The following is a 13,835-nucleotide window of genomic DNA, read 5'->3' as shown; positions in this document are numbered from 1 at the left end:
CTACTCAGGATAGTTCGTGAACGTCCGAAGCACTAGCCGGGGTTCCACACCCCTTAGACGCGCTGGGCCCCCGGAGAGGTTGGCTCCGCCGTCCTTCCCCGCCCGCGCACCGCGATCCGGCTGAGCGGGCTACCCGAGAGTTCGCTGTCGGGGTGCCTTCCTCGCCGAGTCCCGTCCCCGACGAGGCTGGCGGGGCGCACGACGCCGTGTCCGAACCGGGCTGCGGCACGGTCCACCGCTCGTTCGGCGTCGCGCCAGCCGTGCTCCGGCTCGCCGAGCATCCCCTGGACCGGGGTCCGCTCCCCCTCGGTCAGTTTCTCGGCGCGCACCCCGAGCAACCGGATGCGGGCCCGCTGCAGCCCGAGTGCGTCATACAGGCCCTTGGCCGTGGCGTAGACCTCCCGGCCCACGTCGGTGCTCTCACGCAGGGTGCGCGAGCGGGTGATCGTGGTGAAGTCGGAGAACCTGACCGTGAGCACCACAGTCCGCGTCACCATGCCGCCGTGCCGCATCCGGGCGGCGACCCGGTCGCTCAGGCTGAGCAACTGCCGGTAGATCACCTCCGGGTCGTCGATGTCGTGGCTGAAGGTCTCGGAGTGACCGACGCTGCGCTCCGCGGGCAGCGGCGCCACCCGGCCGTTGTCTCGCCCCCAGGCAAGGTCCTGCAGGTGGGCTGCCGTCGTCGCGCCGAACGCTCGCTCCAGGGTGGCCCGGGGCAGGTGAGCAATGTCGCCCACGGTCCGCAGACCGAGCCGGTGCAGCGCCGCCTCGGTGCTCTCCCCCACCCCCCACAACGCCCCGACCGGCATCGGGTGCAGGAAGGGCACGACCGCATCTCCGGGCACCAGCAGCATCCCGTCCGGTTTTGCCGCGCGGGAGGCCATCTTGGCGACCACCTTGGTCGGTGCACCACCCACCGAGCAGGTGATCCACTGTTCGTCGGCCACCGTGTCGCGGATCCAGCGGGCGATGCGGGCAGGCCCGCCGAAGGTGCGCCGTGCGCCGGACACGTCCAGGAATGCCTCCTCCATCGAGACCGGCTCCACCAGGGGGCTGACCTCGCTGAAGACCGCCATCACCGCATCGGAGATCCGGGCGTAGCGGTCGTAGTCGGGCCGGATCACCTCGACCTCGGGGCACAGCCGCCTCGCCCTGGCCATCGGCATACCGGACCGTATGCCGTGTGCCCGCGCCGGGTAGGTGGCCGAGAGCACCACGCTGCGCAGCCCCCCACCGATGACGACGGGCCGGCCCTGCAGCTCGGGGCGGTCGATCAGGGACGCGGAGGCGTAGAAGGCGTCCATGTCCACGTGCAGGATCGGGCAGTCCCGGACGGTGAGCGCGTCCTGGTCCGACGTCACCATCCGGAACTTCCCGGGGAGGAGTGCCACAGCTTGCTGGTGGGCTCGGCCGGCTTCACGTCGGCATACGGCGACTGGCGGAACCCGGAGGCGTGCACCAACACCCGCCGGCCGGCCTGCTCCCCGGCCTCCCCCGCCGCGCCGGCAACCGCCTGCCGCTCCGCCGAATCCATCAGGTCCCGGACCGCCTCGACCCCACCGGCCTCGAAGGCCTGGCCGAGCGCGGCCATCTCCCAGGCCCCCGTGGCCCGGATCGAGATGCCACGCGGCCCGGTGCGCCGGACCACGCCCCGCACCACGAGCAGCCAGGAGCCGAACACCGTGGCGGCGAACGGCCCCTGGACGTCCTCGAAGAAGGTGGCGTCCGTCGGCCCGGTGCCGTCGTCGAGGGTCAGGAACACCACCCTCCTGCCGCTGCGGATCGGCGGTGTCTGGGTGGCCACCTTGGCCCCGGCGACGAGGACCTCGGACCTGTTCCTCTGGTGCAGCATGCGCTCGGCGGGCACCACCCCGAGAGCCTGCAACATCGGCCGGTAGGTCGTGGTCACGTGCGAGCTGACATCCAGGCCGAGCACCTCGAGCTCGGCCAGCATCTGCTCCTGGGGGGTCATCTCGGTCAGCCCGCTGCCGCTGGTCAGCACCGGTTGGTCCCCGAGATCCAGGGTCAGCTGCGTCGGATCGACCTGGCGGGCGTGCCAGGTGCGGGCGCCCATCGCCTGCGCGGTGGTACGGCTCCCGACCTCTCCGACCGCCGTCGCGGCTGCCGGATCCAGCGTCGGGGCGACCGCAGCACGGGCCCGGCGGCGCCCCGCCGACCGGACCGGTCGGTGCCACCTGTCCAGCTCGGCCACGTGCAGCAGCAGGTCACGCCGGGTCGGCCCGTCTCTGCGCTGTCCACGGGCGGCACCGACCCCGTGCACCTGGTCGAACCCGCCTGCCACCACCAGCCGTTCCACGACCGGCCGGCTGACCCGCGCACGCTGCCAGAAGTCGGCCAGCGAGTGGTAGGGCTGCCCCGCCACGACCCGGTCGATCTCGGCGGCGCTGATCCCCTTCACGTCCGCCAGCGACAACCGGATGCCGTAGGAGCTGGCACGTTGCTCCACCGTGGCCATCACGGCGTCGACCCGGTCACCCCGACCGGCGCGACCGGCGCGACCGGCGCGACCGGCGCGGGAGGATGTCCGTCCCGGCGGCGGGCCTCCCGGCGGGTCTTCCTGCGGTAGGTCGGCCCACGTCTCGCTCCAGGGCTGCTCATCGGTGGGGACCTGCTCCACCCGGTATTCCTCCCGCGAGGCATTGACGTCGAGGCCGAGCACGTGGACGCCCATGGTGCGTGCCTCGTCGAGCAGCAACCGCTTGGGATACATCCCTGGGTCGTGGGTCAGCACCCCGGCCAGGAACGCGGCAGTGTGGTGGGTCTTCAGCCAGGCGGACTGCACGGTGGGCAGCGCGAACGCGGCGGCGTGGGCCTTGCAGAACCCGAACGAGGCGAACGAGGCCAGCACCCCCCAGATCCGGTCGACCTCCTCGGGGGTGTAGCCCCGGGCGGCCGCGGCGGGGCGCCACCACTGCTCGACCTGGTCCTGCCCCTGGGGACTGCCCATCGCCCGGCGCACCTCGTCGGCCTGGGCCAGGGTGACCCCGGTCGTCTCGGCAACGATCTGCAGCACCTGCTCGTGGAAGACCACGACACCGCAGGTGCTGCGGAGGTACGGGATCAGGGTGGGATGCAGGTACTCCGGCTCACCCCACCCCTGTCGGGCGTGCAGGAACGGGCGGACCATGTCGGACTTGACCGGCCCGGGCCGGAACAGGGAGATATCGATGATGATGTCCTCGAACGTCTCCGGGGCGAACTTGCCGACCAGTTCCCGCTGACCCGGGGACTCGATCTGGAAGCAGCCCAGGGTGCGGGTGGACTGGATCAGGGCATAGGTCTCCGGGTCCTCCAGCGAGATCTGCTCCCCGTCGTCGAGGTCCAGCACCACCCCGTCGACCCGCTCCACCTCGGCCACCGCGTGCGCCATCGCCGACTGCATCCGGACCCCGAGCACGTCGAGCTTGAGCAGCCCGAGGTCCTCCACGTCGTCCTTGTCGAACTGGCTCATCGGGAAGCCCAGCCAGCTCGCCTCGACCGGGGTGCGGTCCAGCAGCGTGGTGTTGGACAGGATCACCCCGCAGGGGTGCACCGCAATGTGCCGCGGCAGCCCGTCCAGCCCCTCGACCAGCTCGAACAGCAACTGCATCCGGGGGGCGTCGAATCCGTGCCGCCGCAGCTCGGGCAGGTCCCGGATCGCCGAGCGGGCGTCGCGCGCCCGGATGTGCGGGAACGCCTTGGCGATGACGTCGATCTCCCCCGGCGGCATCCCCAGCGTGGCTGCGACGTCCCGGATGGCGTGCCGCACCCGGTAGGTCTCCATCATCGACACGCAGGTCACCCGCTCGGAGCCGAACCGCTCCAGGATCCGCTCGTAGATCTCGGTGCGCCGGGCGGACTCCACGTCGACGTCGATGTCGGGCAGCTGGGCCCGCAACGGGGAGCAGAACCGCTCCATCAGCAGGTCGTGTCGCATCGGGTCGACCCCGCTGATCCCGAGCAGGTAGTTGACCAGGCTGCCCGCCCCGGAACCACGCGCGGCGACGCGCACCCCCATGTCCCGGATCAGGTCGCACACCTGCGCCACGGTGAGGAAGTAGGTGGGGTAGCCCAGTCCCGCGATCACGCCCAGCTCGTCCTCCAACCGGGCGTGCACCAGATCCAGGTATGCCGTGGGCCGGCCCGGATACCGCTCGTGCACTGCTGCCCTGGTCCGCTGGGTGAGCACCTGCTGCGCCCCGCCGATACCGGTGACGCCCAGCACCTCGGGCTCGGGCAGATGGACCTCGCCGATCCCCAGGTCACTGCGAGCCTGCTGCACGCAGTCGGCCGCCAGGTGCGCGGTCTCGCCCAGCAGCCTGCCCGCGTCACCGGCCGGGCCGACGGCGTCGGCCAGCCGACCCGCCAGGGCCACCATGTGACCGGTCCCGGCCAGGTGGCCGGCGGTGCTGACGCGATCCAGGTGCCGCTCGTCCAGGGCGACCATCCTCCGGGCCGCGTCGAGCACGTCGACGATCCTGGCCTGGTCGGCGGTGGCGTGCCGGGCCGCGGTCGTCAGGACCGCCGGCAGGCCGTGCTCCAGCGCCAGCCCCCACATCCGGGCAGCGTGGGCCAGGCTGGCCGGGCTCCCCGCCGGACCGTCGTGGCAGACCACCTCGATGACGACCGCCCCGGCGGGGAGCCGGTGGGTCCAGGCCCGCAGCAGTTCAGCGGCCCGGGCGCTCCTGCGGTGGCGGACCGCCCGGCCGACGTCGGAGTCCGGGCCGAGCAGCACCACCACCGGGGCGACCCCGTCCACCGGCGCGGCAGCCCGGGCCAACAGTTCCGGCGTAGTCCGCGGGCTACCCCGCTCCCCGGCCAGATGGGTGTGCGTGACCAGCCGGCACAACCGGGACCAGCCGACGCCGGGCGCGAGGCCTCCGTGCTGTCCCCGGGCCAGCACCGTGACCCGCGGGTGCTGGTCGTCGACCAGGGCACCACCCTTGACGGGCTGGGCCCGTCCGGGACGTGGCACCCCTACGGCATTCGGCAGCCCCACGGCGCCCGGCGATCCCAGCGCCAGGTCCACCCCGAGCACCGCGGACACCCCGGCCCGCTCGCACGCCTGCACGAACCGGACCGCCCCGTAGGTGCCGTCCCGGTCGGTGAGCGCCAGGGTGGACTGCCCCAGCTGCACCGCACGCTCCACCAGTGCCTCCGGCGTCGAGGCGCCGTAGCGCATCGAGAAGCTCGAGGCCACGTGCAGGTGGGCGAAGTCAAGGTCGGTCGTGGTCACGGGCGGGGCCTCAGCGGGTCGTCGGTGCCAACTCGCCGGGCAGTGGTGCTGCCAGCGGCAGGTGCAGTGCGGCGCGGACCAACTCCAGGAAGGTCTCGGCCTGGCGCACCAGGTCGTCGGCCTCCCGGGGGTTGACGCCGGTCATGGACCGCTCCAGGGAGAGCCGGCGCCGCCCGGTGCCCGCGAAGAACACTGCCCACTCGCCCAGCTCGGGCGCCACCGTGGGCAGCACCTCCCAGACACTGCGTGGGCGGGCCCGGCCCGTGGGAGCGCTGCGGGCAGCCAGCAGGGCCGCCGCAGCGCGCAACGCCGCCAGGTGCGCCTCGGTGTATCGCTCGGCGGCCGACCTGCTGTGGCAGGCCTGCACCAGCCCGCCCCGGGAGCGCTCCAACAGGTCCAGCACCGTCGCCGCCGGGGCCGTGGCCGTCGGGGCTGCGACCGCCCCGCTCGTCGCAGCCGTGTTCGTCGCAGCCCTGCTCGTCGCAGCCCCGTTCGTCGCAGCCCTGCTCGTCGTCGTCATCGTCGTCGTGGTCATCGTCCTCTCCTCTTCTCTCGTCTCACGTCGCTCAGTCAGCCACCCGGAGCAGCCGCCACTGCTCGTCCTTGGCCAGGTCGTAGACACCGGTGCCGAGCAGTCGTCCGGCACTGGCCTCCACCCGCCACACGTCCTGCTCCAGCTCGGGCGGCCCTTCGTTCCTTGCGCTCTCGTCCCCGGCACTTTCGGACCAGGCCTCCCGCCACCAGGGCAGCCGCTGGGTCCAGTGCCCCAGCACGGCCCGGACTACATGCAGTCGGCCGCGCCAGATGAAGGCCGTCGGCACCGTCCCGAACTGCTCCACCGCCCCTTCCAGCGGACCGACCAGCGGCTCCCCCAGACGCACCTCGACCGGCTCGGTGTAGCGACGGCTCATCCTGACCTCCCGATCTTTTATTCCGACCTGTGTTCGATAGAACGAATGTACGACAAAGGACCGACAGTGTGTCAACCCCCGTCCCCTCCTGTGGACAACTCCACGCGAGAGCGCGCCACCACGACACCATCGGACACCACGGCACCGACAGTGCGGCACCACCAGTGCGGCACCACCAGTGCGGCACAGCACGGCGGCACCGGTCCGGGCCACGGAGGGGATGGCCCGGCCCGGCGCCCCACAGCCCGATGCCGCTCCCGGCCCGGGACCACGTAGGCTCGGTCCCGTCGGCACCACCCGTGCCCCGACCAGGAGGAGCCCGTGCCCCACCCCGCCCCGTCGGGTGCCGCGCTGCGCGATCGCGTGCAGGCCGCCCTCGATACCGAGATCGCCCACCAGCGGTCCGTGCTGGCCGAACTCGGCGAGCCGATGGGTTCCCTCGTCGACGCCGTCGCCGGTCTGCTGTCCGGCGGCAAGAGGCTGCGCGCCGCCTTCCTCTACTGGGGCTACCGGGCCGCCGGGGGCGCGGACTCCGAGGCGCTGGTCCGCGCCGCCGCCTCCATGGAGATGTTCCAGGCCGCAGCGCTGCTGCACGACGACGTGATGGACGACTCCGACCTGCGCCGGGGGCGACCGACTGCCCACCGCGCCTTCGCCGAACGGCACGCCGGGGCAGGCTGGGCCGGAGACTCCGCCCGGTTCGGCGAGGCAGGCGCCATCCTGGCCGGCAACCTGTGCCTGACCTGGTGCGACCGGATGTTTGCCGGGTCCGGCCTCCCCGCGGAGCAACTGGCCGGCGCGCGGCCCGAGTTCGACGACATGCGGACCCAGCTGATGGGCGGTCAGTTCCTCGACGTGCTGGAGTCGGTCCGCGACTGGGACGGACTCACCTACCCCGAGCGGGTCGAGCAGTGCCGCCGGGTCATCCACTACAAGAGCGGCAACTACTCCGTGCGCCAGCCCCTGCTCATCGGAGCGTATGCCGCGGGCTGGGACGAGTGCGCCGCCGCGGGCCTGAGCGAGTACGGCAGGGCCCTCGGTGAGGCGTTCCAACTGCGCGACGACGTCCTCGGCGTCTTCGGCGACCCCGAGGAGACCGGCAAGCCCGCCGGCGACGACCTACGTGAGGGCAAGCGCACCGTGCTCATCGCCCACGCGCTGGAGCACGCGGAGCCGGCGGACGCCACGACCCTGCTCGCCACCCTGGGCAACCCCGACCTGGACGCGGCACGGGTGCAGGAGGCACGCGACATCCTGGTCCGCAGCGGCGCCGTCGAACTCACCGAACAGATGATCACCGCGGGTGCCACGCGTGCCACCGAGGCGCTGCACGGCATACCGGATCTGGCGCTGAGCAACCGCTCGGCCCTGGACGACCTCGTCGCCGCCTGCACCTCCCGCGCGACCTGAGCCTCCCGCGCGACCTGAGCCTTCCGCGCCGCGGTCAGCGCAGGAACAGCGCCCGGAGCCGGGTGGTGGTGAACCAGACGCCGACCACGGTCATCACCAGGAAGTACAGGGCGTGTCCGGCGGTGGGCCAGGAGACGAAGCCGAAGGCCAGGTGCCGCATCAGTTCCACCCCGTGCCACAACGGCATCGCCTTGATGAACCACTGCAGCGGGTCCGGGAACACCTCGATCGGGTAGAGCGTCGCCGAGAACAGGAACATCGGCAGCATCACGAAGTTGACGACATCCATCTGCTGGAACGACTTCAGGTAGGACGTCACCGCCATCCCGAAGCTGGCGAAGCCGAGCGCGATGAGCAGCGCCACCGGGATCATCAACACCGCATAGGGCGAGGTGACCAGGCCCATCAGCACCATCACGCCCATGAACCCGCACGCGTAGAGGAACCCGCGGAAGAGCGCCATGAAGATCTCGCCGAGGGCCACGTCCATCGGCCCCAGTGAGGTCTGCAGCATCGCCTCGTAGAGACGGGCGAAGCGCAGCTTGAAGAAGACGTTCCAGGTGGAGTCGTAGATGGCGCCGTTCATCGCCGAGGTGGCCAGCAGTGCCGGGGCGATGTATGCCGTGTACGGCACCTGGGTGCCACCGGGGCCGGCTACCTCCCCCACCAGGGCCCCCAGCCCGAGGCCCATCGCCAACAGGTAGAGCACCGGCTCGAAGAAGCCGGACACCAGGATCATCCAGTTCTGGCGGGCAATGACGCGGAAGCCGCGCTCGATCACCGCACGGGCGTTGCGGCCGTAGAGGCCGGCGAGGACGCGGGGTTGGCTGCTCATCTCAGCTCCCGAGCCGGTTCGTGTAGACCCGCCGCGCCCAGACCAGGCCGGCACACGTCATACCGGTGAGCACGAGCACGTGCAGGACGGTGAGCCAGACCGGTTCGCTCGCGCCGTAGGTGACCAGGCGGGCCAGCTCGGTGCCGTGCCAGACCGGGGAGATCCAGCCGATCCACTGCAGGTAGACCGGCATGGTTCCCAGCGGGAAGAAGGTGCCGGCGAACAGGAACATCGGCATGATCACGAACCGCTGGATGAAGGCGAACTGGTAGCCCTCGTCCCGCAGCGTGGCCGCGTACGCCTGGAGCAGGGCACCGAACGCCGCCGCCGAGAGCACGGCGATCGGGACGACCAACAGGGAGGGCAGCCAGCCGCGGGGCACGGCGTCGAAGGCCACCAGGAAGCCCCAGAAGATCAGGGCCTGCACCACGAAGCGCAGCATCACCCCGGCGAACTGGCCGACCGCGATCTGGGCGGGGGTCACCGGGGTCGCGTGCGGCCCGTAGTAGAGACGGTTCCACTTGAAGCCGGCCATCACCGGGTAGGTCAACTCCGCCCCGGTCGACATCACGACCGTGGCGATGAGCAGCGCGGGTGCGACGAAGACCAGGTAGGGCACGCCGTCGACGGTGCCGACCCCGCTGTCCACCAGCGATCCCAGGCCCAGCCCTAGCGCGACCAGATAGAGCAGCGGCTCGCCGACCATGTAACCGACGATCGACAACGCCCACGCCTTGGCGGTGCGCAGCCAGTACTCCACGTAGTACCACCACCCCCAGCGGCGGGCACGGGCCGCCAACACCTCCGGGGGCGGCACCCGGCCGGAGGCGGCGAGCCGGCGCAGGTCCTGGGCGGAGTCAGTCAACGAGACTCCGACCGGTCAGCCGGAGGAAGACGTCCTCCAGCGAGGCGCGGCGCACCAGGGAGGTGATCGGCGAGAGGCCGCGGGCGGAGATCTCCTCCAGCGCCGCCTCCCCGTCGTCGGCATAGATCAGGATCCGGTCCGGCAGCACCTCCATGCGCGCCCCCACGTCCTCCAGGCGGGAGACCACCGCCGCGTTGCGCTCGGCGCCGAACCTGACCTCGAGCACCTCGCGCGTCGCGTACTCCCGGATCAGCGACCGGGGACTGCCGTGGGCCATGATGCTGCCCCGGTCGACCACGATGAGCCGGTCGCACAACTGCTCCGCCTCGTCCATGAAGTGGGTCGTGACGACCAGGGTCACCCCCACCTCCTTGAGGCGGAACAACCGGTCCCACAGGACGTGCCGGGCCTGCGGGTCCAGCCCGGTGGTCGGCTCGTCGAGCAGCAGCAGCCGCGGCTCGTTGATGAGGGACCGGGCGATCGTGAGCCGCCGCTTCATCCCGCCGGACAGCGAGATCGTCTTGGCCTTGGCCTTCTCCGTGAGCTGGGCGAACTCCAGCAGCTCGTCCGCCTTGGTCCGCAGGTAGGAGTGCGGCAGCCCGAAGTAGCGGCCGTAGACGATGAGGTTGTCACGCACCGACAGCTCCTCGTCGAGGTTGTCCTGCTGCGGCACCACCCCGAGGTGGGCCCGCACCTCCGGCCCCTGGGCGTCCGGGTCCAGGCCGGCCACGAGCATCGACCCGCCGGTCCGGGTGAGGGTCCCGCCGATCATGCGCATGGTGGTGGACTTGCCCGCACCGTTGGGGCCCAGCAGGCCGAACGACTCTCCGGTGGTGATCTCGAAGGAGATCCCGTCCACCGCCCGGGTGTCCCCGTAGGTCTTGGTCAGGTCCTGCGCGACGACGATCGGCTCGCCCGCCCCTGGTTCAGTCACACCGAGCATCTTGGACCGGACCACCGACACTCACCAAACGGTTTGCCAGCCGGCCCGCCTACCATGGTGCCGTGGGGATCCAGGTGGAGGAAGTCGACGCGGGACGGCGCTGGCGCGCCCGGTCCGTGGGGGCCGACGGCACGGAGGTCGGGGCGCAGGCACGGGTCGGCGAGCTCCACCCCTCGCGCGCCTGGCTGGAGCTCTCGGAGGACCCTGCGCCGGACACGCTGCGCGACCTGGTGACCGCGCTCGTCGAGGCGACCGGGCGGCCGCTGGCCGCCAAGGCCGTGCCCGGGACGGCCCGCCACGCCCTGCTCACCCGGGCCGGCGCCACGACATACCAGGTGGTGCCGCCCTCACACATCGACTGCGCCGACCCCGACAACCTCGCCTGGGCACAGTCGGGGATGACCGACGCGCCGATGCTCTCCGACCTCACCGAGGTCCCCGAGGAGATCGTCCTGCGGCACTGGCTGACGATCTACACCTGGCTGCACGCCGACTGGTCGCCGGTGCAGGACCAGGAGGCGGCGCGGCGCGTCTTCGCCCCGATGCTGGGCGAGGGCCTGCTGCGGGACCGGAGCGTCCTGGCGCAGCGGGACGGCGTCGTCAGCGCGGTGGCCTTCGCCTTCCCCGAGGGCGAGGACCTGCTCGTGGTGTGCGAGGCGGTCGACCCCGACGCGGCGACAGCGCGGCAGGACGTCGCCGCCTGCCTGCGCGCTGCGGTCCAGGGCGCGGCCGAGGCGGGCTTCCCGGGGGTGCTGGTCGACGGTCACACCGTGGATCCGCACCTGTATCCAGCGCTGCTGGAGGTCCCGCACCGCGGCGGAGCAGGGTTGCACCTGCTTGAGCTCGACGGAGCCGCCCGCGACGGAGCCGCCCGGCACGGACCCGATCGCGACAGTGCCGACCGCGACCGACCCGAGATCGTCTGTCTCTGCGGCTCGGCCCGCTTCGCGGACCGGATGCGGGTGGTGCACCGCGACCTGACGTTTGCCGGGGTCATCGTCGTCGCACCCGGTGAGGCGGACGACGTGGTCACGCCCGAGCAGAAGGTCGCGCTGGACGCACTCCACCGGCACAAGATCGACCTGGCCGACCGGGTGCTGGTCGTCAACCCCGGTGGCTACGTCGGCGAGTCCACCCGCAGGGAGATCGCGTATGCCGAGTCGACCGGGAAGCCGGTCGCGTTCACCGACCCCGGGTGACGGACTCTGGGCTCAGAACGCAAGCTCCTGGGCCCGGCGGCGCACCTCGGTCTTGTTGCCCTGACGCAACGCCTCGATGGCACTGCCACCCTGCAGGGAGTCGTCCCCACGGTGCAGCCAGTCGATGATCTCCTCGTCGGAGAACCCACCGTCGGCCAGCACCGTGATGGTCCCCCGCAGGGTCTTCAGCGGGCCCTCGGGAGTCAGGAAACTGGCCGGGACCATGACCGCGTTGTTCGGCCCACGCCGGGTGGCGACCACCTCGCGGTCCTGCAACCACCCCTTGACCGTGGGCAAGGAGGCCCCGGTGAGTTCCATCATGTCCGGCACTGCGAGCCAGGCATCGTCCGGCAGAATTACATCGCTGTCGTTTACCACATCATCCAGTCTTTCACACCGAGCGACACGCCGTCGATCTGGCATGCCCGGGCGGATTGGGGTAGTTTCCCACGGGTCACACCGACCCCAGCCACACCATCTGCACCATCTCGGGGCACGGTGCGGCACGCTCCCGCAGCACCCGCCCACCGAAAGGCCCACCGCCCCATGAGCCCGCTGGCCGACCTGCCCCCCACCCTGCCCACCGAGTTGCACGCCACCGTGCTGACCGACAAGCGGACCAACTCCCACGAGGTGGTCCCGGGCGACACGCTCTACGACCTGGCCGCGCGCTACGGCACCTCGGTATCCGCCCTGGTGGCCGCCAACGACCTCCCCCACGGCGGCCGCTGGCTGACCCCGGGGACGGTGCTGGACGTGCCCGGCTCCTCGGCCGACAAGGGCTCCTCGTCCAAGGGTTCATCGTCGAAAGGCTCGTCGAACGGCTCGTCCTCGAAGGGCTCCTCGTCGAAGAGCTCGGGCGCCGCATCCGGTGGCACGAAGGTCACGGTGAAGCCCGGGGACACGCTGTCGCACATCGCGCTGCGGCACGACGTGTCCGTCTCGGCGATCGTGAAGGCCAACGGCCTGGACAACCCACGGATGATCCATGCGGGCCAGACCCTGACGATCCCGGGCACGTCCGGCTCCGGCGGGGACAGCACGAAGTCCACGGAGTCGAGCGGGCAGAGTCGCTCCGGATCCACCGCCGCCTCCCGGTCCGGTGGTGGCGGGGGCGGATCGGTCCAGGTGCGGTCGGGCGACACCCTGACGCACATCGCGCAGCGGGAGGGGGTCTCGCTGCCGGCGCTGGTCAAGGCCAACCCGGACCTGAACCCCCAGCGCCTGTGGGTCGGTCAGACCGTGAAGCTCCCCGGCGGGAGCGCGGCCACCACCTCGGAGTCGCGGAGCACCGCCGCGCGCCCGGAGAACATCGGAGACGCCAAGAAGGGTGAGTCGGTCGACAACACCTTCCTGCACTACACCTACCCGAACGACGTGGCGCGCTCCGCCGCGGCCAACCGGGACCACCTGGCCGCCGTCGACGTGCCCTCCCGGGACCAGGTGCGGCAGATGGTGGCCGACACCGCGCGCCGCCACGGCGTGGACCCCGACCTGATGCTGGCGCTGTCCAGCATGGAGTCGGGCTGGAACCACCGCTCGGTCTCCCCCGCCAACGCCATCGGCGTGATGCAGGTGATCCCGAGCTCCGGGGACTGGGCCTCCGGCCTGGTCGGGCGCGAGCTGAACCTGCTGGACCCGCAGGACAACATCACCGCCGGCACCGTGATCATGCGGGCCCTGTTGCGCTCCGCGGACAGCGAGGACCAGGCCATCGCGGGCTACTACCAGGGCCTCGCCGGGGTGCAGGCCCACGGCATGTATGCCGACACCCGGCACTACGTGACGACGATCCAGGCGCTGCGCTCGCAGATGTGACCTGGCCCCCCGGTGTCCGGCGCACTCACCGGGCACGGGGGGGTTGCGCTCCCGACCCGGGTGGGGCATAGTCGATGGCCGCCGGGGACTCCCGGCAACCCGGACGGCAGGGGGTCGTCCGGGGGGGCATGCCGCAGGGGGCGGTATGCAGAGGGGAAACACATCATGAGGTTCATCAAGAGCGCCCTGGCCACCACGGCCGCCGCCGTCATCGGCGGATCCACGCTGCTGGCTGCGGCGCCCGCCAACGCCGCGGGCTCGGTCTGCGACGGCACCCAGGTCAGGACGTGCATCAACGTCCGGATCAGCGGCGGGACGGCGACGCCGGCGGCCCGGATCACCGACATGCCGGACGGCGTCGACTTCCAGGTCAAGACCACGGACGTCGTGCTGCAGCGCAAGAGCGACGGGTCGTGGGTCAACGCGAAGCAGCCCGTGCCGGACCACGACGGGTGGCACGACACGGAGGACCTGGCGCTCGGCCACTCGCTGGCCTGCAGCCCGGGCAGTCCGGTGACGGTCCGCGCCAAGGCGCGGTTCGACTGGAAGCGGGCCGGCACCGACTACGAGTGGGCCTACTCCAAGCCGGTCACCCTGATCTGTCCCAGCTGACGCACC

The 13,835-nt window shown here is 71.7% G+C and carries 12 protein-coding genes; 4 read left to right on the top strand and 8 right to left on the bottom strand.

The genetic code is table 11. The annotated features are described in order from the left end of the window. Window positions 1–53: 53 nt before the first annotated feature. The 4 genes from dinB to AC1QRC_RS09630 are packed head-to-tail and all read right to left on the bottom strand — an operon-like array spanning window position 54 to window position 6,147. Window positions 54–1,364 (bottom strand): DNA polymerase IV, encoded by a 1,311-nt coding sequence (gene dinB, locus AC1QRC_RS09645; protein WP_484206545.1) that lies wholly within the window; start codon window positions 1,362–1,364, stop codon window positions 54–56. Further along, complete coding sequence (locus tag AC1QRC_RS09640; RefSeq protein WP_484206544.1) at window positions 1,358–5,236, bottom strand: DNA polymerase III subunit alpha; 3,879 nt, start codon at window positions 5,234–5,236, stop codon at window positions 1,358–1,360. The genes dinB and AC1QRC_RS09640 overlap by 7 nt, the downstream gene beginning before the upstream one ends. A 10-nt stretch (window positions 5,237–5,246) precedes the next feature. After that, a complete protein-coding gene (locus tag AC1QRC_RS09635) occupies window positions 5,247–5,771 on the bottom strand; it encodes an SAV_6107 family HEPN domain-containing protein (protein WP_484206543.1) in 525 nt (174 codons plus the stop codon). Between the two features lie 31 nt (window positions 5,772–5,802). After that, window positions 5,803–6,147: a DUF6504 family protein gene (locus AC1QRC_RS09630; RefSeq protein WP_484206542.1), complete on the bottom strand. Its 345-nt coding sequence runs from the start codon at window positions 6,145–6,147 to the stop codon at window positions 5,803–5,805. A gap of 321 nt (window positions 6,148–6,468) precedes the next feature. Here AC1QRC_RS09630 and AC1QRC_RS09625 point away from each other — a divergent pair, with 321 nt between their 5' ends. Further along, a complete protein-coding gene (locus tag AC1QRC_RS09625) occupies window positions 6,469–7,557 on the top strand; it encodes a polyprenyl synthetase family protein (RefSeq protein WP_484206541.1) in 1,089 nt (362 codons plus the stop codon). Window positions 7,558–7,591: 34 nt separating this feature from the next. On the opposite strand, the gene AC1QRC_RS09620 is transcribed toward AC1QRC_RS09625, so the two are convergent. Genes AC1QRC_RS09620 through AC1QRC_RS09610 form a run of 3 tightly spaced genes read right to left on the bottom strand, consistent with a single transcriptional unit; the run spans window position 7,592 to window position 10,191 of the window. Beyond that, the gene (locus AC1QRC_RS09620) at window positions 7,592–8,392 is read right to left on the bottom strand and encodes an ABC transporter permease (RefSeq protein ID WP_484206540.1); all 801 of its coding nucleotides are present in this window, start codon (window positions 8,390–8,392) and stop codon (window positions 7,592–7,594) included. Window position 8,393: 1 nt separating this feature from the next. Beyond that, a complete protein-coding gene (locus AC1QRC_RS09615) occupies window positions 8,394–9,257 on the bottom strand; it encodes an ABC transporter permease (protein WP_484206539.1) in 864 nt (287 codons plus the stop codon). After that, entirely contained in the window at window positions 9,250–10,191 is a 942-nt protein-coding gene (locus AC1QRC_RS09610) for an ABC transporter ATP-binding protein (RefSeq protein WP_484206538.1), read from the bottom strand. Before AC1QRC_RS09610 ends, AC1QRC_RS09615 begins: the two co-directional genes overlap by 8 nt. A 71-nt stretch (window positions 10,192–10,262) precedes the next feature. Between AC1QRC_RS09610 and AC1QRC_RS09605 the strand changes: the two genes are divergently transcribed. Further along, complete coding sequence (locus tag AC1QRC_RS09605) at window positions 10,263–11,399, top strand: hypothetical protein (protein WP_484206537.1); 1,137 nt, start codon at window positions 10,263–10,265, stop codon at window positions 11,397–11,399. Window positions 11,400–11,411: 12 nt separating this feature from the next. Here the strand turns inward: AC1QRC_RS09605 and AC1QRC_RS09600 are convergent, their stop codons facing one another. Beyond that, complete coding sequence (locus tag AC1QRC_RS09600) at window positions 11,412–11,777, bottom strand: Rv2175c family DNA-binding protein (RefSeq protein ID WP_484206536.1); 366 nt, start codon at window positions 11,775–11,777, stop codon at window positions 11,412–11,414. A 168-nt stretch (window positions 11,778–11,945) separates the two neighbouring features. Here AC1QRC_RS09600 and AC1QRC_RS09595 point away from each other — a divergent pair, with 168 nt between their 5' ends. Together AC1QRC_RS09595 and AC1QRC_RS09590 are read left to right on the top strand one after the other, a co-directional pair. Then, window positions 11,946–13,217, top strand: a complete 1,272-nt coding sequence (locus AC1QRC_RS09595; RefSeq protein WP_484206535.1) for a LysM peptidoglycan-binding domain-containing protein — start codon at window positions 11,946–11,948, stop codon at window positions 13,215–13,217. Between the two features lie 165 nt (window positions 13,218–13,382). Then, complete coding sequence (locus AC1QRC_RS09590) at window positions 13,383–13,829, top strand: hypothetical protein (RefSeq protein WP_484206534.1); 447 nt, start codon at window positions 13,383–13,385, stop codon at window positions 13,827–13,829. Window positions 13,830–13,835 lie beyond the last annotated feature (6 nt).

The sequence above is a fragment of the Ornithinicoccus sp. genome, assembly GCF_057176825.1.
This window is presented reverse-complemented; position numbering and strand designations above follow the sequence as displayed.

Bases quoted from the DNA above. Each gene is read 5' to 3' on its own strand.
- dinB (WP_484206545.1), bottom strand. From the start codon at position 1,364: ATGGTGACGTCGGACCAGGACGCGCTCACCGTCCGGGACTGCCCGATC.
- AC1QRC_RS09635 (WP_484206543.1), bottom strand. From the start codon at position 5,771: ATGACCACGACGACGATGACGACGACGAGCAGGGCTGCGACGAACGGG.
- AC1QRC_RS09630 (WP_484206542.1), bottom strand. From the start codon at position 6,147: ATGAGCCGTCGCTACACCGAGCCGGTCGAGGTGCGTCTGGGGGAGCCG.
- AC1QRC_RS09620 (WP_484206540.1), bottom strand. From the start codon at position 8,392: ATGAGCAGCCAACCCCGCGTCCTCGCCGGCCTCTACGGCCGCAACGCC.
- AC1QRC_RS09595 (WP_484206535.1), top strand. From the start codon at position 11,946: ATGAGCCCGCTGGCCGACCTGCCCCCCACCCTGCCCACCGAGTTGCAC.
- AC1QRC_RS09590 (WP_484206534.1), top strand. From the start codon at position 13,383: ATGAGGTTCATCAAGAGCGCCCTGGCCACCACGGCCGCCGCCGTCATC.